The 25979-nt window shown below is 38.2% G+C and carries 17 protein-coding genes and 1 pseudogene; 11 read left to right on the top strand and 7 right to left on the bottom strand.

Going from position 1 to position 25979, the window contains the following annotated elements; all coding sequences use genetic code 11:
- Nucleotides 1–8 precede the first annotated feature (8 nt).
- Entirely contained in the window at nucleotides 9–2924 is a 2916-nt protein-coding gene (locus QE177_RS09365) for a Tc toxin subunit A (protein ID WP_280549043.1), read from the bottom strand.
- 870 nt (nucleotides 2925–3794) lie between these two features.
- Between QE177_RS09365 and QE177_RS09360 the strand changes: the two genes are divergently transcribed.
- Nucleotides 3795–5255, top strand: coding sequence for a DUF4874 domain-containing protein (locus tag QE177_RS09360; protein WP_280549041.1), 1461 nt, complete (start codon nucleotides 3795–3797; stop codon nucleotides 5253–5255).
- A 165-nt stretch (nucleotides 5256–5420) separates the two neighbouring features.
- On the opposite strand, the pseudogene QE177_RS09355 reads toward QE177_RS09360, so the two are convergent.
- The 4 genes and pseudogenes from QE177_RS09355 to QE177_RS09340 all read right to left on the bottom strand — a co-directional run.
- A pseudogene (locus QE177_RS09355) lies at nucleotides 5421–5735 on the bottom strand (phosphate acyltransferase); the annotation flags it as partial.
- Nucleotides 5736–5818: 83 nt separating this feature from the next.
- On the bottom strand, nucleotides 5819–8623 hold the full coding sequence (locus QE177_RS09350) for an RHS repeat-associated core domain-containing protein (RefSeq protein ID WP_280549039.1): 2805 nt from the start codon (nucleotides 8621–8623) through the stop codon (nucleotides 5819–5821).
- A gap of 402 nt (nucleotides 8624–9025) precedes the next feature.
- Nucleotides 9026–11161: a phosphate acetyltransferase gene (gene pta, locus QE177_RS09345; RefSeq protein WP_280549036.1), complete on the bottom strand. Its 2136-nt coding sequence runs from the start codon at nucleotides 11159–11161 to the stop codon at nucleotides 9026–9028.
- Nucleotides 11162–11234: 73 nt separating this feature from the next.
- Nucleotides 11235–12437, bottom strand: coding sequence for an acetate kinase (locus QE177_RS09340; RefSeq protein WP_280549034.1), 1203 nt, complete (start codon nucleotides 12435–12437; stop codon nucleotides 11235–11237).
- Nucleotides 12438–12854: 417 nt separating this feature from the next.
- Between QE177_RS09340 and yfbV the strand changes: the two genes are divergently transcribed.
- The 4 genes from yfbV to QE177_RS09320 all read left to right on the top strand — a co-directional run bounded on the left by yfbV (nucleotide 12855) and on the right by QE177_RS09320 (nucleotide 16587).
- Nucleotides 12855–13310: a terminus macrodomain insulation protein YfbV gene (gene yfbV, locus QE177_RS09335; protein WP_280549032.1), complete on the top strand. Its 456-nt coding sequence runs from the start codon at nucleotides 12855–12857 to the stop codon at nucleotides 13308–13310.
- Between the two features lie 181 nt (nucleotides 13311–13491).
- Nucleotides 13492–13986 carry a YfbU family protein gene (locus tag QE177_RS09330; protein WP_280549029.1) on the top strand — a complete coding sequence of 165 codons (495 nt, stop codon included), beginning with the start codon at nucleotides 13492–13494 and terminating at the stop codon, nucleotides 13984–13986.
- Between the two features lie 18 nt (nucleotides 13987–14004).
- Entirely contained in the window at nucleotides 14005–14670 is a 666-nt protein-coding gene (locus tag QE177_RS09325; protein ID WP_280549027.1) for a sugar phosphatase, read from the top strand.
- An 87-nt stretch (nucleotides 14671–14757) separates the two neighbouring features.
- Nucleotides 14758–16587, top strand: coding sequence for an SLC13 family permease (locus QE177_RS09320; RefSeq protein WP_280549025.1), 1830 nt, complete (start codon nucleotides 14758–14760; stop codon nucleotides 16585–16587).
- A 65-nt stretch (nucleotides 16588–16652) separates the two neighbouring features.
- On the opposite strand, the gene yfbR is transcribed toward QE177_RS09320, so the two are convergent.
- Both yfbR and QE177_RS09310 read right to left on the bottom strand, forming a co-directional pair.
- Entirely contained in the window at nucleotides 16653–17234 is a 582-nt protein-coding gene (gene yfbR, locus QE177_RS09315) for a 5'-deoxynucleotidase (protein ID WP_280549024.1), read from the bottom strand.
- 115 nt (nucleotides 17235–17349) lie between these two features.
- On the bottom strand, nucleotides 17350–18564 hold the full coding sequence (locus QE177_RS09310; protein WP_280549022.1) for a pyridoxal phosphate-dependent aminotransferase: 1215 nt from the start codon (nucleotides 18562–18564) through the stop codon (nucleotides 17350–17352).
- A gap of 741 nt (nucleotides 18565–19305) precedes the next feature.
- Between QE177_RS09310 and QE177_RS09305 the strand changes: the two genes are divergently transcribed.
- The 6 genes from QE177_RS09305 to nuoF all read left to right on the top strand — a co-directional run bounded on the left by QE177_RS09305 (nucleotide 19306) and on the right by nuoF (nucleotide 25915).
- Nucleotides 19306–20223, top strand: coding sequence for a LysR substrate-binding domain-containing protein (locus QE177_RS09305; protein WP_280549020.1), 918 nt, complete (start codon nucleotides 19306–19308; stop codon nucleotides 20221–20223).
- Between the two features lie 773 nt (nucleotides 20224–20996).
- Entirely contained in the window at nucleotides 20997–21437 is a 441-nt protein-coding gene (locus QE177_RS09300) for an NADH-quinone oxidoreductase subunit A (protein ID WP_280549018.1), read from the top strand.
- Between the two features lie 20 nt (nucleotides 21438–21457).
- Complete coding sequence (locus QE177_RS09295) at nucleotides 21458–22132, top strand: NADH-quinone oxidoreductase subunit B (protein ID WP_026822049.1); 675 nt, start codon at nucleotides 21458–21460, stop codon at nucleotides 22130–22132.
- 80 nt (nucleotides 22133–22212) lie between these two features.
- The gene (gene nuoC, locus QE177_RS09290) at nucleotides 22213–24012 is read left to right on the top strand and encodes an NADH-quinone oxidoreductase subunit C/D (protein WP_280549014.1); all 1800 of its coding nucleotides are present in this window, start codon (nucleotides 22213–22215) and stop codon (nucleotides 24010–24012) included.
- 2 nt (nucleotides 24013–24014) lie between these two features.
- The gene (gene nuoE, locus QE177_RS09285) at nucleotides 24015–24563 is read left to right on the top strand and encodes an NADH-quinone oxidoreductase subunit NuoE (RefSeq protein ID WP_280549012.1); all 549 of its coding nucleotides are present in this window, start codon (nucleotides 24015–24017) and stop codon (nucleotides 24561–24563) included.
- Complete coding sequence (gene nuoF / locus QE177_RS09280; protein WP_280549010.1) at nucleotides 24560–25915, top strand: NADH-quinone oxidoreductase subunit NuoF; 1356 nt, start codon at nucleotides 24560–24562, stop codon at nucleotides 25913–25915. The genes nuoE and nuoF overlap by 4 nt, the downstream gene beginning before the upstream one ends.
- Nucleotides 25916–25979 lie beyond the last annotated feature (64 nt).

The following is a 25979-nucleotide window of genomic DNA, read 5'->3' as shown; positions in this document are numbered from 1 at the left end:
AATGCCGTCTACGGTTTTGCGTTGTGTCTTGTTAAGAGCATTAATAAGCTGGTGGCTAAGGAGAATAAAAAGGGATCCAGATCGGGCTGAGTGGGAATAGCAATCTTTAATTCTGTCGCCAGTTGGTCGATAAAGGTTTGTATTGGATAATCTTGCCGTTGGAAATTAACCGGGCTAATGCTGGTAATCGGATCACCGTGATCACATAATACCAACGTGAGCATATCCGTATCTTCAATCTCATGCCAATCAATGTAAGTGGTCAATTCATAGTGTGAACCGGGCTCGTCTTCAACGTCTTTGACATCGCCTAAGAATTGAAACCCTTTTGCTGATAACCAGCCCCAACCCAGTTTTCTACTATCGGGGTGCTCGGTTTGATAGATAATTCTAAATTTATTGTTACCGAGCGGGTAAACTTCTACGTAAAGATAATAAGCATCTATCTTTTGCCGCACTAAATCCCATAGTTCAATATCATCATCATTATCAATAATAGCAGCTTGGTACAAGTTTCCCTTATGATACTCTTTGGTTATACCGCTAATACCTGTTTTTAATTGATTGAAGGAAAGTTGAGTTTGTAGCTGTAGGGATGAAAGCGATAATGGATAATTATTACTAGGATCATATAAACTGCCAACCACCGTTGCATCAACGGCTAATGTTTCTCCCGCCTGATACCATTGCTGAATAAATAAACAGTGTTGCACATCAGTAATAATGGTGTCGCTGGTGGCAAGAGGATCAACTTGTTGTGCCGCCGCAGTGAATTCATCAAGTGGTGCATTAATAGCTTTGGCCAGCATGCTAACCGTCAGTTGATCTTTAGAGAGTGTGGTAATGACGACCGGTGCTTGAGTCATTAATTGCATAGTCCAGTTATGGAATTGCGTAATGAACTGCAAATTTTCCACCGTTGGATAAACTTTAGTTAAGTCCTTTTTCAAATGGTCAGGTTGATTAACAATCAGTGTCACTTCAGCTAAGGATAGTTTAAAGATATTGGTGATAAGCGCTAATTGTGCAATGCGGTGACAATAACGGATGGCTTCTTGACTAAGGGTAAAAGGTTTATCAATATCGATTTTAGACACTTGCTGCCAAAATTGATTAGTGTCCAGATCTTCCGGATGGATTTTTATATTATCTAGCCAAACCAATAATTGGTAAGCGATGTCTGTCGAAGAAAGTACCAATTGAGAGGCAAAATAGGGAGCCAAAGCAGTTTTGAGCGCATTATCTGATAAATTTGTATCGTGCAAATTGCTGTTTAATGTAATAATCAGGTTTTCGATTTCAGGTGATTGATTGGTATCGAAATTATCTGTCGTTAGTGCAACTAAGCTTGCGACATTAAGATTTTGGTCATTGAGCCATTCAACGGTGGTATGGAGTTTGTCAATAAATACTTCAAATGGCAGATTTTTAAAATCAAGTAAGTTAAATAGGATAGTTAATTCTGCAATAGTAAGATGATTAGCTAAAGCCAGTAGATAGATTACATAAAAAGCGGTAGTTGTCTCTATATCATTTATACAATGGCTATCATTATCGTCTTTAAACAACAGTAACATTTGATATAGCTCTTGGTCATTTACCGCAAATGCTTGCTTTAAATTTGATTTAAAGACGTTTTGCGCGTTAGGGGCTACATCATACTCTTTATCGTCCGGGGCGAATTTTTGGCCATATAAAGGCGGGTTATTAAATAGTTGATCGTATTGACTAAGCTGGCCATTAACCGCGGTTTGACTAATTTTTATACCGACCCATATGCGTGCCTGCTGTTCTTGCAAGTTGTAGAATTGCTCATACTGTTTGATATGCAAAATATCAGTTAAAGTTTCGTTTGTGACATCGCCATTACGCTTTTCCACTAAATCCAGCAGGGTTAGTGGGGTCAGTTGTGTGGTTTTATGTAATAAAACGATTTTGTGCACTTTTAGTAAATGCTGTTTTAATTGTGCTTCCGTATCATCTTTATTGGGTAGTAATAGTTCAAAGAACTCGGGTGGTAAATAATAATGTTCTGCCAGCGCAACTGTTGTCATCAGGGTTTGTGGCGCAATGGTGCCAAACACTTTTTGATACTCAGCGTTAAGATTATCTGGCGTAATTTCCGTCGTTAATAATGTGTAAATGGGTGGTGATATTTTTAAATCCGTACATAAGATAAAGGTTTGATTGGTATTGGCGGGACGATTTTCCGGCTGAATTAATTGGGCCAGTGTGACGTTTTGGTTTTGCAATACTTGTTGGATGACATCGGTGTAATAATAATAGGGGCCATCGGGGTTTAACGTATCTTGTGCTAGTGCATCAAGAATTTTTTGCTTATCGTCATCACCGATTTTTTTACCAATTTGCGCGGCTAGTACTTGATTGGAAAGTGACAGGGTGGATAGCGGCGTATCCAAATTTTCCTGACTCAAAATCAGAGTAGCTAAATCAGGCCGTCGATTATCGATATAATAGGGTGAATTTTCTGGATGCAGTCTTTGTGCTTCGCGATAAAGTCTTACCAGATAAGCGGCAGGAGAAAACATAGAGGCAATGTTACCCTGATTAACAAAGTCGGTATCCCGACTAGGAATAAAGTCGTTGCTATAAAACATAGCTTCGTCATATTGCTGCTGCTGCGCTTTAGCGTCGCTAAAATGGGTCTGTAGTTGCGTCGCAACGAAGTGTGTTGATTGTTTAGGAATGGCTTGACGGGTAATTTGCTGGCGGTATTGAGTGTTATTTTTGGCCTGGATTTTTTTAGCACGAGCTAAAAGTTGGTCACAATCATGCAAGCTTAATTGATTATCAGCTACTTGATAAAGTTCTTCTTTAGCATACTCAGCCAGGTCACTTAATGATTTAACATTTAATTTATTAATAATATTCTTAATTGCATTTTCGTTAATTTGGTATGACATAAAACCCTCACTTATATTAGATGGCTCTATCGGTGTTTTAAAGAAAAGGAATATGATGAAATAGAATATAAAATCTTTGATGATTTATATTCATATTTTTTAATTTATTTTTATTAATAAGAAAAGAATTGAAAAAAATCATAACATACTTTTTTTTAAAAGCTAGCAGTTTTTTTATTTGAATTTTTAATAAAAATTTTAATAAAAGTACGAAAGGATTTAGCTAAGTTTAGTTGCGTGATTATATTTATTTTCTACTATTATGTGATTTCAAATTTTAATTTAACAATAGTTTTTGATAATAAATTAACTGTAATTTCATTTTGATTAATTATTTCCAACTGTAATTAAAAAATTTATAAATGATATTTTTTTATTAGCTGAAACGATTAATTCAACAAGATTTTTTGCATAATTATTTGGTTTTTATGAATATTTAATTGAATAAATTATTTATAGATATTGTTGTTAATTTTGAAAATATTAATTTTATTAAAATCAAATATGGCTACCCATATAATTATAAAATGTAAGTTTATTTTGTTATAGATTGTTCGGTACTGTTTTGTATTTTATTGATTTTTATTTTTTGTGTGACACCTATTTTTTCTGCTGAAAGCTTGTATTTTATAAGTTTATTCGTATTATTTTTTTATCAGAGGCTTCTGAATACATTTTTTAATTTGATTAGCTTTTATATTTATAAATTAAACTGTTAATTTTAATTATTATAACTAAGTAAATACTAAACATAAAGTTTTATAATCTATTATCTCATGATCAAATTTATTTTTATATGTAATTGTAATTATTTTAACTGCGAATAAATCTATTAATTAATATTAAATATAATAATGGAAAGAAATAATAATGAATAACTCAACTCAATATCAGCAGGCAAGCTATCGTGGGCGTTATCCATCCGATGAGAATGGCACAGTAATAATAATGAACCCAGAACGAGGTTTTAGATATGAAAATATGATTTTATTAAATGAAGATTTAATAAACCCTTTTTCTAGAGAAAAACAAAATGGCAATATTTTACTCGAATTATATAAAAAAGAGATTGCCGGTGAACGTTATCAAATTGTTCAGCAATATATTTATCTGACCGAATATATAAATAGCGATCTTGATGACAAGGCTATCGAGCTAATTAATTATATTTTTAGCCAGGCGAAATTAGCCGGTGTTAAGCTTTTGGTTAGATTTGTTTATAAATATGCTAACCATATCCCAGAGCCTAAGGTAGAAAGAGTAAAACAACATATGCGACAATTAAAGTCAATATTGGCCAATAGCGTAATATATGCCTTTCAGTTTGGTTGGATTGGTACCTGGGGCGAGCAGCACGGTAGTTGTTACAACGACGAGCAAAAGCGGCAAATCTACCATACATTTTATAGCGACTTTATGCCAGCCAATAGAAAAATAACTATGCGCTATAAGGCTAATCGAGATATGTTGATTAACTCACTTAGCCCATTACAGTTTAATGATCATTTGCGCATCGGTTTTAATAATGATTACTATACCTTAGATGCGCATAAGTATGCTGTTGGCAATGACTTTACCTGGCAAAGTGCGGTATATCGCGATCTAAAAAAAATTGGCGTAAACTCTATCTATGACGTTGAAATGCCTTACAACGATGATGGGCGTGATCCTTGGTGCCTTAATACTATTCCGGCTGATTTTGGCTGGGGTACGATTTGGCGCTTTACTGAATTAGGCGCTTCAACATTTAGTATTATACATAATTTAAATTTATGTATAGCGGCTCTACGTAAAGCGGTTATTGATTTAAAACGGTTTGAAAATGCTGGGTTTGTCTGTGATCGGAACTATTTTTGGGATCACTCAAAGGCAAATTATACCACCAGGAGTGCCTTTGAATATATTAGAGATCATCTTGGCTATAGGTTGATGCTTGAAGAAGCGACTTACCCATTATATGTTAAAATTGGTCATTATTTTGATTTAAGGTTTAGCCTAAAAAATTATGGTTTTGCCCGACCAGTAAACGTCAGGCCAATTGCTATTGTATTTCTCGATGAGCAAGATGAGATCCAATGGCAACTTTTTATGCCTGCTGGTGCTGAATTGTGCGCAGCGGGTAGGGGAAATACATTTAGTCTTTCCTGTCAGGTTGTTAATATAAAAAGCGGAAAATATAAGCTAGGGTTATGGTTGCCGGATGAAAGCCCTATGCTAAGAGATAGCCCGCAATATGATATCCAATTGGCTAATGGCGGAAGTAATTTCAGTTTAATTGAAACGGAAAAACATCGCTTTAATGTCTTCGCTGCGCTAGAAGTTATTGAATAAAATTCAGCTAATTAAGAGCGCTAGCCAGTTTTAGCCTTTAATTGCCATTTTTCCATTTAGTCAGCGATTGGAAGTTATTAACTAAAGTTAGTTATTAATTAACTGCTTAGTGAGCAAAAAAGCTGAAATACTCTGTATTTCAGCTTTTTTGTCAGCCAGAAAAAATCAGTTATTTTGCGTTGCCTGAATGGCGGTAAGAGCAATGGTATAAACAATATCATCAACCAATGCGCCACGGGAAAAATCATTAACCGGTTTACCCATATCCTGTAGCATTGGATTGATAGAAACCAGATTGACTCAGAATTGCTCTGTTTTATAAGTAGTATCGCCAGTATTGGGATATGGGAAAATAGAAATCCTTGTCTGACCTACCATTGGTAAATTTGGCGCTTTAGATTTAGCCACATCGGCCATAATGGCTGTATGATATTGTAATTGACTGTTAATCACTCAATCTGGCGGTTTTGCTTGTGCCAAATAAATAGCATTATTTTATGCAAAAAAATCACTTATTCCATGAGTAATAAGTGATTTTAAGGCTTTTTATTGATTATAAATTTTTATAATCGTGTGGAAGCATTTGCGCTAGCTTGCGGTTTCTTAATTTGATAACGAGTAAATTCACTGAGTTTTTGCCTATATATTTCACGTTTTTGACTAGGGGTAACATTTTCTGCAATTAGTGTGTCTCTGGCAATGTTGGTTTCAGTTGCTTTAAGACCCTTTAAGTACATACTCTCTGCACGATATATAGTCTTTTCATATAAATAGCCTGGCCCATCAACATCTATTACTTTAGTCTGAGATAAATCAGCATTATTTTCTTTAAGATAGTCAATTGTCGCTAATTTTTGCTTTATTGTCGGTTTATAATGACCACTCTTGGTGGTTAATGAAAGAATTTGTCCATTGAGTACACTTATCATTCCGGCGTCCAATACATTTGCTCCAGCCATAAATGAAGAATGATGGAAAGATTGTGGTACGTGCTTATTAAGATAAAGTTTTTTATCTAAACTGATAACGTAAGCATAAACAGTTGCATTCCATACACTATGATCACCTGATTCTCCATACTCATTAGTTTTATTAAAAAGGCTTTGACTTATTTTATTACGTAATAGTCCTTCATTATCAACTTCTACTTCATAATACGCTCTTTCCTGTTCACTTAAATATTTTATGTTTGTTTGTATATCGATTTGTTGGTACATACTGTCCATAACAATTTGGGGTAAGTATTCTTTTTGTTCAGGACGTTGGATGGCTAATGGCGCTGTAGCTGCTGCGACACTTTTTGCTTGTTTGTTATTTTTACCAAAAAGTTTTTTAAGTGGCGAGTTCCCATTGGGATCATATAAGTTAATGGGATTATTCCTTACCATTCGATAGAGATTTAATCCGTCAATAGTGCCGGCTGGATCAGGATTTAGCCATCGTCCAATCCAGGGTTGATAATAGCGAGATCCATAGTAATATAGCCCGCTAGCATCCCGTTCTTTGCCTGAATACCGATAGGTTTTATAATTGGCTTCAAGCTGATTTTCCGCAGCCCACCAGGCAGTGCCACCATAAGGGAAAAACTCTTCTTCACTACTTAATTGGCCATATTCATCTAATTCTAAAATGCAACTGTCTATCTGATTATTTATACTATAACGCAACGCATTATTGCCGATTTCAGGCGGTGCATCTTGAGCATTCGACCAATGCAATACTCGTAGGTTTTCTAGCATGATGACAGTCCGTAAGGATTGTCGTTGTGGTGGTTGCCCTTCTACTGTTTGTAGATCATGAGTGATTATTTCAATTCCCGGTAAATAACAACTCGTTTTAATATGGGTTACATTGCCAGCTAGATACTGTTCTTGTTTGACCAAACGCACTCCTTGGCTATCATAACAGTAGATTTCACTATCATCTTTCTCTGTTTCTCGTGTAATTGGCTTAACTGAGGCTAATTGATTTTGACCATTCCAAGTTAAATTTTGGCCAACTTGCAATTGAAGTTGATTGCCAGCAGCATCAAAGTAATCTTCAATAGGAAAGTCTGATGTTGAGGGAAAAAAAGAGTCAGATAAGGCATGGTTACTGGTATCAGAAACATAAATACGTTTTGTCCATTGACTAGCCCCCAGATGTTTTATCATCGTTAAATTACCTGAAGCATCATATTGATACTGGCGGGTATAAGGGGTACTTTGATAGGCGGCATCAGCAGAGGAAGAAAGAAAACGTTGAGTAAAAGGATGGCGGTTTGTTAGTGATTCTCGTCCAGTCGCTTCAATGAGCTGATAGAAGGTATCATAGTGGTAGTGATTTTCAGGAATGGATTTTTGATTATGATAAAAACGTGATGCATGGGCATCATTCTGAATAAGAATAATATTACCGACAGGATCATAGGTGTAGCGTAAATCTTGGAAAGTTAAATAACCTAAGGGATGATGCACTGGACGGTAAGTTTTTACCATTAATAGATAACCTGTTTCAGCTTCATAGCTATAATCAGTAATTACACCATTGCCAAGTATCTCCTGTCTGATTTGTCCATTAGCAGCATAATCAGCGGCTTGTAAGACAATTTGTTGAGGTTGATCTTTAACTTGTAATGAGCGTGAAATTAACTGTCCCGCACAGTTATAATGCTGCTGTTGAATGTTGCCATCCGCATCGATTTGCTGTATTAGGGCGCCGCCAATATCATAGTCCTGACGGGTAATAAAGGTATCTGTAGAGAGTTTTTCTTGCCACTCTTGTTCTGTACCCTGCCAATCGCTTGGATAAGAAAAATCAGCTAGCAGTTGGCGTTGTTGAATTTGAAGATAGCCGTTAAGAGTAATACTGTGTATTTGCTGACAGCCGGCGGTATCATAGTGCCGAATGACTTCGCCACATAAATTATATGCTTGATTTTGCGGTGTTCCTGGTGCATAGATTAAGCGTTCAATAATTCGTAATGCTTGATTAGCTACTTGCTCATTGATAGCAAGTAATCTTCCCATAAAAGGCCTTTCTGCTGATTCATATAACCAGTTACGCTCAGTATGTCTGGCATCTTGTTGGTAAAAAGGTCGTCCTTCAATATCATTTAACGTTAATAAGTTACCACGGTCCTGGCTTTCAGTATGAATGATATTACCGGTTAATGATGTTTGATAAGAGAAATTGGGGATAGGAAGTCGAGGATCTTGTTGCGAGAGGATGTGACCTGTAGCGGTAAATTTTTGCTGGGTTAGCCGTAACTCTGGTGGCTCTTCGCTGGTTGTTCGATAAAATTGTAATGTTCTAATTGCTAGACCCCGGTTATCTTGAACTTTGATAGTGGGTGTCCCTTGATGGATTGTAGCAAAAGAAATAGACATAAAACCTCCGATGTTAAATTTAAGGGTTATGAATATTACCCTCACCACTACTTACTTATAGGTATTTTAGCGGTGAGTTTGGTTAGTATAACGAAAAACTTAGCGTTAAATATATCTATTATTAATTCGCCTTTTATCTAAAGATAATATTTTGTATTAAATTAAATCAGAATATAAATATTATGTATTTAGATTAACGCCTTTTATTATTAATTATTGTTATCAGTTAGTGGGGAAATTTTATTCTTTGAGGAATGTTAAATTTGTAATGTATTGATTTTAAATCTTTTTTATGATGTATAACACAATTGTTTTCAATTTATTAGTGGATATTGCCTGTATTTTATGTAAAGAAAAAGCTGAAATACTCTGTATTTCAGCTTTTTTGTCAGCCAGAAAAAATCAGTTATTTTGCGTTGCCTGAATGGCGGTAAGAGCAATGGTATAAACAATATCATCAACCAATGCGCCACGGGACAAATCATTAACCGGTTTACGCATACCCTGTAGCATTGGGCCGATAGAAACCAGATTGGCTGAGCGTTGCACCGCTTTATAAGTGGTGTTACCAGTATTAAGATCTGGGAATATAAACACCGTTGCTTGACCGGCTACCGGTGAATTTGGTGCTTTAGATTTAGCCACATCGGCCATAATGGCTGCATCATATTGTAAAGGACCGTCGATTACTAAATCTGGTCGTTTTGCTTGTGCTAAACGGGTTGCTTCACGCACTTTGTCTACGTCACTGCCGGCACCGGAGTTACCGGTAGAATAAGAGATCATTGCCACTCGCGGCTCAATACCAAATGATTTGGCTGAATCTGCGGACTGGATGGCGATTTCTGATAATTGTTCCGCCGTTGGATCTGGATTTATTGCGCAGTCACCATAAACTAACACCTGCTCAGGTAATAGCATAAAGAATATCGAAGAGACGATTGAGCTACCAGGGGCGGTTTTGATCAGTTGTAACGGTGGGCGAATAGTATTTGCCGTGGTATGAACAGCGCCGGAAACTAAACCATCAACCTCATTTTTTTCCAGCATCATGGTGCCTAACACCACATTATCTTCTAACTGTTCACGCGCCACAATTTCAGTCATGCCTTTATTTTTACGCAGCTCAACTAAACGCTCTACGTAATTTTTCCGTACTGATTTAGGTGCCACAATTTCGATTCCGGCGCCTAATTCAACCCCTTGCGCGGCAGCAACCCGTTTTATTTCATCGGGCTCACCTAACAGGATACAGGTGGCAATGCCCCTTTCAGCACAAATAGCCGCCGCTTTTACCGTACGAGGTTCATTACCTTCCGGTAGTACGATACGTTTGTTAGCTTTTCGCGCTAATTCCGTTAATTGATAGCGAAAAGCGGGAGGTGATAGCCGTTTAGGACGTTCAGAATCAGCCGTCAGTGAATCAATCCATTGCTGATTGATATGCAGGGCAACATAGTTTTGAATTTTTTCAATCCGCTCATGATCATCCGCATGCACTTCTAAACTAAAACTTTGCAGACTTAACGAAGTTTGCCAGGTATTGGTATCTACCATCAGTACTGGTAAACCGGTTTCAAAAGCGCGGTGACAAAGGGAGTGTATTGGCTTGGCAATAGGGTAACCACCTGTTAATAGTAATGCACCAATTTCGACACCATTCATGGCCGCTAAACAGGCAGATACAATAACATCAGGGCGATCAGAAGAGGTCACTAGCAATGAGCCGGGACGAAACAGCTCTACCATATTGGGCACACTGCGAGCGCAGAAAATAACTGATTTTATGCGCCGGGTTTGTAGTGCGCCTTCATTGATAATGGAGGCATTCAGATGATTAGCAATATCAATACCACGAGTGGCTATCAGATCAAAATTCCACGGAATACAACCCAATATTGGCAGTGGACTATTGCTAGCTAACGTTTTGCTATCAATTTTTGTGATTGTGGCTTTAGTCGACTCGTCAAATATTTCCGATAAATCAGGGCGGGTACGGCCATGCTCATCAACCGGCGCGTTAAGTTTATTAATAATCACCCCGGTGATATTTTTATTTTGTACACCACCAAACTCGGCGCGGGCTAACTCAATGCGCTCTTTTAATTGTTCCGGTGTGTTGTTACCTAATGCGGTGACAAAAATAACGTCAGCGCCCAACGTTTTGGCGATATCGTAATTTAACGATTGGGCAAAAGGGTGCTTACGGGTAGGCATTAAACCTTCGATCAGAATAACTTCAGCCTGTTGCGTATTGTCATGATAACGGGCAACAATCTCTTCCATTAAAACATCTTTTTGATCATTCGCCAGTAGAGATTCAACATAACTCATTTTTAGTGGTTCAGCGACCTGAACACTAGAATGGGAGCGTAAAACTTCAGTTGTCTGATCTTTATCACCAAAACGGGGTTGAGCAATGGGCTTAAAAACCGTTACACTAACCCCTTTTTGTTCCATTGAACGGACGACCCCTAAACTGACGCTGGTTAAACCAACACTAATGTCAGTCGGTATTAACATTATTGTACGGGACACAGGTACCTCTTTAACAGTTGCAAGATGTTCAACCTAGTACTGCCAATTGGTAAACTGGCAGTCTCTAATCTATTTATGCCGTTAGGCGGCTAGCGTCCTGAGCAATAACTAACTCTTCATTGGTTGGAATAACCAGAGCAGGGATGCTATCGTCAGTGGTGATCTTGCCTGATTTGCCAAAGCGTGCGGCTAAATTGCGCTCGTGATCATACTTAATGCCTATTAAAGATAATTTTTTAAGCGTTAATTCACGTACCAGGGCTGAGTTTTCTCCAATACCACCGGTGAAAATAATAGCATCTAATCGCCCTTCCATTAATGCACAGTAAGCGGCGATATATTTGGCTAAACGATGACAATAGACATCCATTGCCCGTTTTGCATCTGGCTTAGTGTCATAATTGTCTTCGACATAACGACAATCGTTGGTGACTTCAGTTAATCCAAGTATGCCGGACTCTTTGGTTAATAATGTATTAATCTTATCAACACTCATACCTAAGGCGTCATGAAGATGGAACACAATAGCCGGATCGATATCACCACTGCGCGTTCCCATCACTAAGCCTTCTAGTGGTGTAAGACCCATCGAGGTATCAACAGATTGTCCATTCACTACCGCAGTAACCGATCCGCCATTGCCCAAATGGCAGGTGATCACATTCAATTCATTGATCGATTTATTCAGTTCTTTGGCTGCTTGCCGGGAAACATAATAGTGGCTGGTACCGTGAGCGCCGTAACGACGGATACCATGTTCTTTATAAAGATTATAAGGCAGCGCATATAAATAAGCTTCAACCGGCATCGTTTGATGGAAGGCGGTATCAAATACAGCGACATGTTTGTCATTTAAATGTGGAAATGCTTTTTTCGCTTCCTCAAGTCCAATAATGCCAGCAGGATTATGTAATGGCGCAAATGGAATAGATGCTTTAATGCCTGCAACGACTTCATCATTGATAACAACCGATTGGGTAAATTTTTCACCGCCATGAACAATACGATGACCAATAGCAGAAATGGCTTGGGCTAATTCTGGTTTTTGGGTGAGAATTTGATTGACTATGAAAGTCATTGCTTCACTGTGTGCAGCGCCTGCGCCTAAAGCAGCTTCGTTTTTTGTGCCATCTATTTTCCATTTAATGCGGGCTTCTGGTAGATGAAAACATTCTGCTAAACCAGATAGTTGTTCTTCGCCGTTAACAGGATCAATGATAGCAAATTTAAGGGAAGAGCTACCGCAGTTGAGGACAAGTACCAGCTTACTTGACATGGAATTACCTACTATATCGTTATCATGCAGTCTTCTTTGTCAGATTAACCAGGAAGACTAGGGTTAATAAACATCAATCCAATAGAATGCTAGTAGCCTAGCTTATCCCTGGGATCATATTGAATGATTAATATCATATTTACGCAATATTATGATATTTTAATCGTATTTATCGACTAAATAACTATGTTTGCCATGTTGATATTAAAGATGCAATATAATATTAACATTATGGATTGAAAACATAGTAATAGACCAAATATAAACTTTATATGATATAAGTTTTTCTATAGATTATAGAAATCGTAGCCTCAGGCAACTGATGTTGCCCCCTAAATTCTACTAAAAAGATTTTATGCTTTATACATTTATTTTAAATTTTGCATGAAAAATTGATTGAAGTCATATGAGGTATTAATGAATACGACACCAGAAACGACCCCGGGTTTCATACAAAAGTTGAAACTAGGTCGGCAGTATGCCAAGACATTTCCGTTAGAGAAATGTTTGATGCCTATTTTCCCCGAGCATCGCGTGATCACCGCTAGCCGATTTGCGATTCGTTATATGCCTGCTGTTGCTGTTTTTACTCTTACCTGGCAGATTGCATTAGGGGGGCAGCTGGGGCCGGCTGTAACGACAGCGCTTTTTGCTTGTAGCTTACCTTTGCAGGGACTATGGTGGTTAGGTAAGCGTTCAGTTACGCCACTACCCTCTGCATTACTTAGTTGGTTTTATGAAATTCGTGAAAAATTTACTCAAGCTGGAATTACCATCACGCCAGTTAAAGGCACACCGACTTATCAAACATTAGCAGAATTGTTAAAACGTGCTTTCAAACAATTAGATCGCTCTTTTATTGATGGTATTTAACTTAAATTGAAAGGATACAGGGTTAGCTAGTCAGAAATAGAGATAACTGGCATTAGAAAATAGTTTTTTAATGGTTAATGCTTGAAAAGCCTTTTTAGATCAATAAAAGGTGTGTTATCACTATAAAAGGCAGGGCGGTAATGCGATGATTTAACAATTTCCTAGTACTCGGAGAGCCATAATGGAAATGACCCATGCACAACGCTTAATTCTGTCTAACCAATATAAAATGCTGATCCTGCTTGATCCGGATAATGCCAAACGCTATCAACGCTGTCAAACTATCATTGAAGGTGGTTTTGGCTTGCAAATAAAAGAGTTAGAACAAGATTTTGCTGAGTTGTCAGAAGAAAATTGCCAGACTATCATTGATATTATGGAAATGTATCATGCCTTACAAGTTTCGTGGGAAAATCTATCGTCTAAAGCTGATATTACGGACAAAAGAGTTATCTTTTTAGGCTTTGATGCGGTTACGGAAGCGCATTACCTCAATTATGTTCGTTTTTTGGTGAATAGTGAAGGTCGTTATCGTCATTTTGTGCGTGGTAGCGATGATTTTAATGCTCAAACACCCATGTGGGATAAGTATCTGAGAATGTTAAATGTTTGGATTTCTTGTCCGCGTCAGTATCATCTTTGTGCAGTAGAAATTAATCAAATCATTAATGCATGACTTATCTAAGGAGCATCAATGGTATTAAAATGTAAGGGATTTCTATTTGATTTGGATGGCACCCTAGTTGATTCTTTACCAAACGTTGAACATTGTTGGCGAGAATTTAGCCGTCGAATCGGTGTTTCAGAAACAGAGGTTTTGCACTATATTCATGGCAAACCGGCAATAAATTCTATCCGTCATTTTATGCCAAATGCCACTGAAACTGAAATTGATCAAGTTTTTTATTGGCTAGAAAATTTGGAAGCAGCCAATATGACAGGCATTGTGGCCTTACCCGGTGCGATTGATCTACTCGAACAACTAAATACATTTGCTATTCCATGGGCAATAGTGACTTCAGGCACAATTCCAATTGCTTTTAATCGCAGTAAAGCCGCAGGCTTGCCGGAACCAAAACACTGGGTCACGATTGAACGGGTTGAACAAGGTAAACCGCAGCCAGATCCATTTTTGCTTGGTGCGCAACTACTAAATTTACCGCCAGAAGCGTGTATTGCAGTTGAAGATGCACAGGCAGGAATCTATTCTGCTTTAGATGCGGGTTGCCAGGTTATTGCTGTTCATGCGCCAGCAGGTATGGCACGGCGAGAAGAAATATCGCTAATTATCAAATCATTTACTGAATTAAATATTTCAAAACCAGATAACCAAGGTGTTGTTACGGTGACTCAGCGTTAAATAGATGTCAATTTCATAGAGTAGGCCGGCTAATTTGCACTATTTATGACAAATGAGCCTGATGAATAGACTTAATTTGAGGTCATTTTGAATAGCCAGCTGGTATGGGTATTAATTTTACTGCTAATCGTAGTCACGCTTTTTATGACTAATAAGATCCGTATGGATGTGGTTGCATTATTAGTCATTGTTGCCTTAGTGTTAAGTGGAACTCTAACGCTTAAACAAGCAACAATCGGCTTTAGTGATCCTAATGTGCTGCTAATTGCGGCACTTTTTGTTTTTAGTGAGGGATTAGTTCGCACGGGTATTGCCTACCAAGTTGGTGATTGGTTAGTCGGTGTAGCCGGTAATAATGAAAATAAGATGCTGATTTTTTTAATGATAACAGTTGCAGGTTTAGGCGCTTTTATGAGTTCCACTGGCATTGTTGCTATTTTTATTCCCGTTGTTCTTAATGTTGCAAAACAAATGAAAATTCCACCAGGACGCTTGATGATGCCATTAGGCTTTGCTGGACTCATTAGTGGTATGATGACGTTAGTAGCGACACCGCCAAATATGATAGTGAACAGTGAACTAGTCAGAGAAGGTTATACGGGATTCAAATTTTTCGCCATTACGCCGATTGGGATTGCGGTACTGTTGCTGGCAATTATTTATATGTGGATGGTTCGTCGTTGGTTAGGTAACCGCGAAATTGCAGCGGGCATTAATCCTCATCAGCGAACATTTCACGACTTTATTCGTGACTATAAGCTAACAGGTCGCGCTCGCTGTTTGGCCATCAGCCCAGGTTCCCCTTTAATAGGCTACTCTCTCGATGAATTACATTTACGCTCACGTTATGGTGCCAATGTTATTGGTATTGAGCGTTGGCATCGTTTTCGTCGACTTATGCTAAGTGTAACGGCTGCAACGGAGTTACATGAACGTGATGTGTTATTAGTTGATATGTCTGATAGTGAAGTTGATCTCAATGAATTTTGCCATGAGCAAAAATTGGCACCAATGATTTTGCGAGGTGAATATTTCTCTGCTCGCTCGCGTGAAGTTGGAATGGCGGAGTTTTCCTTAGCGCCGCAATCTGAGTTATTAGGCAGTACATTGCGAGAAATTAAATTTCGCACCCGTTATGGTCTTAATGTTGTTGGCATATACCGGGAAGGAAAAACTGTCGATGATAAATTAATTGATCAGCCAATGCGTTTAGGTGATATTTTACTGATCGTGGGTGACTGGAAATTAATTCGCTTATTGTCAACAGATAGGCGTAATTTTATTGTATTAAATTTGGCCGCTGAAGTAGAAGCGGTGGCGCCTGCTACATCGCAAGCGCCACATGCAATTTTTTGTTTGGTATTAATGGTTACTATGATGGCAATAGATGAGATCCCTAATTTTATTGCTGTGCTTATCGCGTGTCTTTTAATGGGAAAATTTCGCTGTATTGATATGGAAAGTGCTTATCGTGCCATACACTGGCCAAGTATTATGCTGATTGTTGGTATGATGCCTTTTGCTTTGGCATTACAAAAAACCGGCGGTATCGATTTGATTGTTAATTTGCTAATGGATATTGCCGGTGGCATGGGAGCAAGGATAATGCTGCTTTGCTTATTTATTGTTTGTGCAGTGATTGGATTATTTATTTCTAATACTGCAACAGCAATATTAATGGCACCGATTGCCATTGCTGTCGCTAATCATATGAATGTCTCGCCTATACCATTTGCTATGGTGATAAGTGTTGCTGCTTCCGCGGCTTTTATGACCCCAGTTTCTTCACCAGTTAATACCCTAATTTTGGCGCCTGGAGGCTATAAATTCAGCGATTTTCTTAAATTGGGTGTCCCTTTTACTTTTTTAGTGATGGCTATAACTATTGTTATTGTACCTGAATTTTTTCCATTTTGACGTCATTACTTATTATATGTAACAAATAGTAAGATAATGATATTATTTATATGTTTTATAATGTGTTAGCTACTAATTTCATCTAAAGATAAACTGAAACCTGGAACAAAAATTTCAATAAAGTATTGCATTTCATCGCTATAACGTTCAGAAAGTGTTTTTTCAAGTCGTGTTTTAGCTAAATTAAACTCGCTGTTCCCCGCAGATAACTCTTCTAAACATTTTAAATAGGCGCAAAGTGCATCAGCTTGTTTGACAATAGCGCGTTCTTCATCAGTATGATATTCATCATCCAAAATCGGCTGAAAATCTTGCTGTAATTCTTTTGGTAGCATGGCAATAAGTTTTTGTTGAGCGAATTTTTCAATTTTTTTATATTCGTTCGCAATTTGTGGGTTATGATATTTTATCGGTGTAGGTAGATCACCGGTGATCACTTCACTAGCGTCATGATACATAGCCAGTAATGCGATACGTTCAGGATTGGTTTGGCCATTAAATTTACGATTTTTAATGCAAGCAAGTGCATGAGCGACAAAGGCAACTTGTAAACTATGCTCTGAAATATTTTCTGTACGTACATTGCGCATTAGTGGCCAACGATTAATTAATTTCATACGTGAAAGATGGGCAAAAAAATAACTCATAGACTTTCCTCATGCGATTGTCATAATGATAAGCATTGTGAATTTATCAGGCAAACAAGTAAATAACAAAATAGAACATCCTTAAGTAAATTAAGGATGTTCTATTGTTGATCAACTATTGGCGATAGTTTAGCAGGAATTGGCTAAATTTATTAATTGCAGCTTCAAGCTGGCCAACATAAGGTAGTGTTACAATTCTGACATGATCCGGCTCAGGCCAATTAAAAGCCGTTCCCTGAACTAATAAAACTTTTTCCTGTAATAATAAATCAAGTACCATTTTTTGGTCGTTTGAGATATTGAACTTTTTAATGTCAATTTTGGGAAACATATATAAAGCACCTTGCGGTTTAACACATGATACTCCAGGAATTTCATTAATCAGTTCCCAGGCTCGATTACGTTGTTCATATAATCGTCCACCGGGACGGATAAATTCGTTAATACTTTGATAACCACCTAATGCGGTTTGGATTGCATGTTGCATAGGAACGTTAGCACAAAGCCGCATGGAGGCTAATATTTCTAAGCCTTCAATATAGCTTTTAGCATTTTCTTTCGGACCATTAAGCACCATCCATCCCTGACGAAAACCAGCAACCCGATAAGTTTTTGATAAGCCGTTAAAAGTGACGGTTAACAGATCCGGCGCCAGCGCAGCAATTGAATGATGTTGAGCATCATCGTAAAGAATTTTATCGTAGATCTCATCGGCAAAAATAATCAGCTGATGCTGACGGGCTATTTCGACTATCTCCATCAATAATGCTTTGCTGTAAACAGAACCAGTAGGATTATTGGGATTAATGATGACAATACCACGTGTACGTGGTGTAATTTTTTTACGAATATCATTTAAATCGGGAAACCAATTTTGTTCTTCATCACATCTATAGTGCACCGCTTTGCCGCCGGAAAGCGATACCGCAGCAGTCCATAACGGATAGTCAGGGGCGGGAACTAACATTTCATCGTTATTATTCAATAAGGCTTGCATCGATTGCACAATAAGTTCAGAAACACCATTACCAATAAAGATATCTTCAATATTAATGTCAAGCATTCCTCTAGCTTGGTAGTGTTGCATAATTGCTTTGCGAGCGGAGTAAATTCCTTTTGAATCACTATAACCTTGTGAGTGTGTAAGATTGCGTAGAACATCAAATAAAATTTCATCCGGCGCTTCGAAACCAAAAGGTGCAGGATTTCCGATATGAAGTTTCAGAACTTTATGGCCTTCTTCTTCAAGACGCTTAGCTTCTTTAAGAACTGGCCCTCTTATGTCGTAACATACGTTATCCAATTTATTGGATTTACTGATTGTATTCATTTACTCTGTTTAAACCTCAATGTTAATAGAATATGAGGAAATTCCGCTGCATATTTATGTTCACACTCTACTCTTAGTTGGAAAAATTTTGAAGATACAGGCTGACTTTTGGTAGAAAAGGTTGATTTGAATAATTAAATTAGGTTAAATAAACTTTTTATCTAACTTAATTAGATAAATAAGTTCAAAAATATCATTTAGGGTAGCCTTATATTTTAAGTATGAGCTAATTTTTAGTAAACAAAAAATAAATTAATTCATGCAACTATTGTCAGTGCATTTTTTGTTACAAACCATTGGTGGTTTCATGATAGAAATATTCTTTTTATAACATATAATTAAAGTTAATATGTTGTCGCCGTATCTAAGCAAATAAAGTTTTGCTGCTGATTATCAATTTATAGTTTTTCCTAGCTGCATTATCTTTGACGGTTATTTTGTCGAGAATAACGTATTTTCTTCCTGTTTGGAAAATCGTTATTTTGGCATAGATTTGGAATTAAAAATTATTCTAATAAAAACGAGAAGAGGAACATTCTCATTGGCATTTTGTTTATCAATATGTAAAACATGCTTATTATTAAACAATTTAAGTTAATAAAAGTGTATACACAGTAATAAATACTGCATTAATAGAAATAAATTTTAATTTGTAAGGCCTTATCTTTATTTCTTTAACTATCAATGATTTTAATATCTATTGAATTCGTAAAAACACCAGGAATGATATAAGAGAACAAAATGATAAATTCAAATCGCCCAATTATGAATCTCGATCTTGATTTACTTAGAACTTTTGTTGCAGTTGCCGATCTGAATACATTTGCCGCAGCTGCTGCGGCCGTTTGTCGTACTCAATCAGCTGTTAGCCAACAAATGCAGCGTTTAGAACAGTTAGTTGGCCGTGAGCTCTTTGAGCGCCATGGCCGTAATAAATTATTAACGGATCATGGGTTGCAGCTATTAGGTTATGCGCGGCAAATATTACGGGCTAATGATGATGCTTCAGCTTCACTAACTTATAATGATGCAAAAGGCGAGTTGCGAGTGGGTGTTTCTGATGACACTACCAATACTTTATTACCATTTTTACTTAATCGTATTGCGTCAGTCTATCCGCGGATGGCTGTTGATATTTATATAAAACGCGCCCATCTTATTAAAAATATGTTGGATAATGGTGAAATTGATTTAGCACTAATACCCACAGAATTGAGTCAATATCCAAGCACGCTTTTGCGTTCTGCACCGATCCTTTGGCATTGTGCCCCAGATTATCAGCATCAATTAAATGAACCAATTCCGTTGGTTGTTATGGATGAAACCAATCCGTTTCGTGAAATAGCGTTAAGCACCCTTAATGCTGCGGGGATCAAATGGCGTATTGCTTATGAAGCCGCTTCATTATCGGCAGTGCTTGCAGCGGTTAATGCTGAAGTCGGTATCACTGCGCGTCCCTTGGAAATGCAAAATAGCGATTTAAGAATTCTAAGCGAAAGTGATGGTTTACCTCGCTTACCCGAAATTCGTTATTGGTTATATCGTAATATTGATGAGCAAAACGAGGCTATTTTAACTGTATTTGGTGCAATTAAAAATAAGAAAACACCTTACATAGTACAGCCGGTTAGCGAGACAATTAATAAAGAAATATTATAAATCTGGAGGTTAAAAAATTACCCTTTAGTCTAGGCTGTTATTTAAGTTTCATATTGCGAACAATTCTATATTCCTGCACTGTTTCTCTATTTTAAATAGTTATAACAGTGCATTTTTTTATTTTCTTGAAAAAAGCTTATTTTATTTAGCAGAGAATAGCCAAAATATTAGTACATAAAATATTCTTTATTATTGCGATAAAGAAAGGCATTGTTTAACAAAAATTATTTAAATATTTCTTATCAATAGTACTAAATTTTATTTTGGCAAAAAATTTATTCTGACTGGAAGGGTTTTTATTTAATCTAAAAATTAGGTTTATTTATAGAGTTGTGAAAAATGAGAGTCGTTAATATAATCATATAAAGTTGTTTGTTTTTTAATCAATTATGTTTTTTCAACAAAATTGTGCGCATGATCAAAAAATAGCGGAAGTGATGCTGTTTTAAAACAGGTTTTTCCTGAGATAATGGTGTAGAAAAAACGAAATATCAGTTACACTAGTTACTAGCTGTGAGTATTTAGTTGAATGAGCTGTCCCGTTTTAGCTAGCGATGTTTTTTAATTTATAGTTTACGGTAAAAGGTGCGAAGAGAGGCATTATTCTATAAACAAAATAGTGGTGAGAGGGACAAAGTTGAAGAAAATTGATGTTTGTCTGTCTATTTTGATTTTTTCTTCTCATCTAATTATGGTTAGTGTGGTGTAATATTGCGCTAATTCAAGAGCAAGGCAATAACACCGTTTTTATTTATAATGAGTAAGCAGCGAGTATGTCTACATCTATTGAAGTATTTGCTCATCATTGGGCTTTTGCAATCTATCTTATCGGTGCTCTTGGTCTGTGTTCCTTAATGTTACTTGGTGCCTATTACCTTGGTGGTAGATCCCAAGCCAGAGCAAAGCATATCCCTTATGAATCGGGTATTAATTCTGTTGGTAGTGCCCGTTTGCGTATATCAGCCAAATTTTACTTGGTTGCAATGTTTTTTGTTATTTTCGATGTTGAAGCGTTATTCCTTTATGCGTGGGCAGTCTCTGTTAAAGAAAGTGGTTGGTTAGGCTTTATTGAGGCAAGTATTTTTATTTTGGTGTTATTGGTGGGCTTATTCTACTTGGTTCGTATTGGGGCACTTAATTGGACGCCAGTGCGTTCACGTCGCCATGTTGCAAAACCGAGTGAAGTAATTAAAACCAACAATCGTCACCCCTAGTAAAATTGAGGCATTTAAAGATGGATTATACGCTCACTCGCATTGACTTAAATGGTGAGAATGACCGTTATCCCTTGCAAACACAACAAGTTGTCGGAGATCCATTAGAACAGCATGTTCATCGTAGTGTTTATATGGGTAAATTAGAGCATGCTTTACATAATATGGTGAATTGGGGCAGAAAAAATTCTCTCTGGCCATACAATTTTGGCCTTTCCTGTTGCTATGTTGAGATGGTGACCTCTTTCACGGCTGTACATGATGTTGCTCGGTTTGGTGCTGAGGTACTAAGGGCATCACCGCGACAGGCTGATTTTATGGTTGTTGCCGGAACCTGTTTTACTAAGATGGCTCCTGTTATTCAACGACTTTATGATCAAATGTTAGCGCCTAAATGGGTGATTTCGATGGGGGCTTGTGCTAACTCGGGTGGTATGTACGATATTTATTCTGTTGTTCAGGGGGTTGATAAATTTCTTCCTGTTGACGTCTATATACCCGGTTGTCCGCCACGTCCTGAAGCTTATATGCAAGCTTTATTATTATTACAAGAATCGATTGGTAAAGAACGTCGTCCATTATCATGGGTGGTCGGCGACCAGGGTGTTTATCGCGCGAATATGCAATCTGAAAAAGAGCGCAAGCGTGGTGAAAGAATAGCGGTCAAAACGCTACGGACACCCGATGAAATATAAGGCTTAAAAATAAGCTATTCAGCGTAACAGAAGCAATGTGTTGCGGTCGTAATAAACCTGATCAAGCGTTGTGGTGCATAATGATAACAGATCAGATAACGCAAGAGAGTGTCAGGCCAGTATGGCAAACTTATGATCATTGTGATGATCCAATAATTTTGGCACTGCGTAACCAATTTAGTCCAGATGCTTTCACCATTCAATCAACTCGTACGGGAATGTTGGTCATATGGATCAAACGTGAACAACTTCTTGCCGTGGTAGAGTTTTTGAAAAAGCAGCCTAAATCCTATGTGATGCTGTTTGACTTACATGGGGTTGATGAACGGCAAAGAGTGTATCGGCAAGGTTTACCTGAAGCTGATTTTTCCGTTTTTTACCATCTTATTTCGATTGAGCGTAACCGCGATATTATGTTGAAAGTGGCGCTTAGTGAGAAAGATCTTAATGTTCCATCTCTAGTTCCTTTATTTCCCAATGCTAATTGGTATGAACGTGAAGTATGGGATATGTTTGGCATAACATTTAATGGCCATCCGAATTTACGGCGGTTATTAATGCCAATAACCTGGCAAGGACATCCATTATGTAAAGATTATCCGGCCAGAGCCACTGAATTTGATCCTTTTGTTTTAACCAAACAGAAGCTTGATTTAGAGATGGAGTCACTGACCTTTAAACCCGAAGAATGGGGGATGGCTAGAGGAAACGAACATGAGGATTTTATGTTCTTGAATCTAGGTCCCAATCATCCTTCATCTCACGGCGCTTTTCGCATTGTACTGCAACTTGATGGTGAAGAGATTATCGACTGTGTACCTGATATTGGTTACCACCATCGAGGTGCAGAGAAAATGGGCGAACGCCAATCCTGGCACAGTTATATTCCTTACACTGACCGCATTGAGTATTTAGGTGGCTGTGTTAATGAAATGCCTTATGTATTAGCGGTAGAAAAACTGGCAGGTATTGATGTCCCAGAACGTGTTAAGACTATCCGCGTTATGTTGTCAGAGTTATTTCGTATCAACAGCCACTTACTTTATATCAGTACTTTTATTCAGGATGTCGGTGCGATGACACCGGTTTTCTTTGCCTTTACCGATCGGCAAAAAATATATGACATCATTGAAGCGATCACCGGTTTCCGTATGCACCCAGCTTGGTTTCGGATCGGTGGCGTTGCCCATGATTTACCACAAGGTTGGCAAAAACTGTTGCAGGAATTCCTTGATTGGATGCCAAAGCGTCTCGATTCTTATGTAAAGGCAGCATTGCAAAATAGTATTCTTAAAGGGCGCTCAGTGGGTGTTGCCGCTTATACGACTAAAGAAGCATTAGATTGGGGGGTTACTGGCGCTGGATTACGGGCGACGGGCCTTAATTTCGACATTCGTAAATGGCGTCCCTATTCAGGTTATGAAAACTTTGAATTTGAGGTTCCAATCGGCAACAACGGCGATTGTTATGATCGTGTGATGTTAAAAGTAGAAGAGCTACGGCAAAGCCTGCATATCCTTAAGCAATGTTTAAATAATATGCCGGCTGGACCATTTAAAGCCGATCATCCACTCACGACCCCGCCACCCAAAGAGTGCACCTTACAACATATTGAAACCATGATTAACCATTTTCTACAAGTTTCATGGGGACCAGTTATGCCTGCAAATGAGGCTTTTCAGATGATTGAAGCAACAAAAGGGATCAATAGTTACTATCTGACCAGTGATGGTAATACGATGAGCTATCGCACACGCGTTCGTACGCCAAGTTTTGCCCATTTACAGCAAATTCCTGCGGTGATCAGAGGCAGCCTGGTGTCTGATCTTATTGTCTACCTTGGTAGTATTGATTTTGTCATGTCAGATGTGGATCGTTAATAATGCAAGATGAATTTAATCCAAATCAACAGCAAAAGCGGCTCGATGTCGCTAATAGGATAGAGTCTCACACTAAACATGATTTTGCTTTGACCGAAGAAGAGCGAGAAGCGATCGAGCAAGAAAAACATCACTATGAAGATCCCAGGGCCGCATCAATTGAAGCACTGAAAATTGTGCAAAAAAAGCGCGGTTGGGTGGAAGATGGTGCTATTTATGCCATTGCCTCTCTGTTAGGTATTCCTGCTAGTGATGTCGAAGGCGTAGCGACCTTCTATAGTCAAATTTATCGTCAACCTGTTGGCCGCCATATTATTCGTTATTGTGATAGCGTGGTTTGTCATATTACCGGTTATCAAGGTATTGAGACTGAAATTATCAAATTATTGAAGATTGCGCCCGGACAAACAACCGCCGATGGTCGTTTTACCTTATTACCCACTTGTTGTCTGGGTAACTGTGATAAAGGTCCTACTATGATGATTGATGAGGATACGCATAGTCATGTAAAGCCATCTGATATTCAACGGCTATTGGAGCAGTATCCATGACAACACAGCGACAAATTACCCGTAATGAACAGACGCATCCACTAACTTGGCGTTTACGTGCAGATCAGCAACCCGTCTGGTTAGAGGAGTACTTAAGTAAAAATGGTTATCAAGGTGCTAAAAACGCCCTAAAAACCATGTCGCCAGATCAAGTGGTTAGCTTAGTTAAAGATGCTGGTCTTAAAGGTCGTGGTGGTGCTGGTTTTTCTACCGGTCTCAAATGGAGTTTGATGCCGAAAGATGACAACATGAATATTCGTTATCTACTTTGTAATGCGGATGAAATGGAGCCAGGAACCTATAAAGATCGTCTTTTAATGGAACAGCTACCGCATTTGTTGATCGAGGGAATGTTAATTGGCGCCTATGCATTAAAAGCATACCGTGGATATATCTTCCTACGTGGTGAGTATATTGAAGCAGCTAAACATTTACGTAAAGCGATTGAGGAAGCGAAAGCAGCGGGTTTATTAGGTAAAAATATTCTGGCTACTGGTTTTAACTTTGAGCTTTTTGTGCATACCGGTGCTGGACGCTATATTTGTGGTGAAGAAACAGCGCTAATTAACTCCCTTGAAGGACGCCGGGCAAATCCGCGATCAAAACCGCCTTTTCCGGCAACATCTGGTGTTTGGGGTAAGCCAACTTGCGTCAATAATGTGGAAACGCTCTGTAATGTGCCTGCGATTATTGCACATGGTAAAGAGTGGTATCTCGGTCTTAGCGAAGGTAAAAGTAAAGATGCCGGTACCAAGCTAATGGGATTTTCTGGCCGGGTTAATAATCCAGGGTTGTGGGAATTACCTTTTGGTATCACTGCACGTGAAATCCTAGAAGATTATGCGGGTGGCATGCGTGAAGGTTTAACACTTAAAGCCTGGCAACCAGGCGGGGCGGGTACCGATTTTCTAACGGAAGCGCATCTAGATTTAGCGATGGATTTCGACACTATTGCTAAAGCTGGTAGCCGTTTAGGGACCGCACTGGCCATGGCGGTTGATCATGAAATTAATATGGTTTCTTTAACCCGCAATTTAGAGCAATTTTTTGCCCGCGAATCGTGTGGTTGGTGTACACCGTGTCGTGATGGCCTACCTTGGAGTGTGAAAATTTTACAGGCTTTAGAGCGGGGTGAGGGGCAACCGGGTGATATTGAAACATTAGAGCAACTTTGTCGCTTTCTTGGACCAGGTAAAACATTTTGTGCGCATGCACCCGGTGCGGTGGAACCTTTGCAGAGTGCTATCAAATATTTTCGTGCCGAATTTGAAGCTGGCATTAGCCAACAGAATTTGGCCAACTTGAGCCCAATTGCAGGCATTCAGCCAAATTTGTTAAAGCAGCGTTGGTGATAATCTACGCGAAGCTAAATAAAAACGTATTTAAGTCGACTGAATTTTTGATTAACGCCTGCTA

The organism is Arsenophonus sp. aPb (genome assembly GCF_029873475.1).
Lineage (GTDB): Bacteria > Pseudomonadota > Gammaproteobacteria > Enterobacterales > Enterobacteriaceae > Arsenophonus.
The sequence above is the reverse complement of the archived record's forward strand: the minus strand, read 5'-3'. Positions and strand labels throughout refer to the sequence as shown.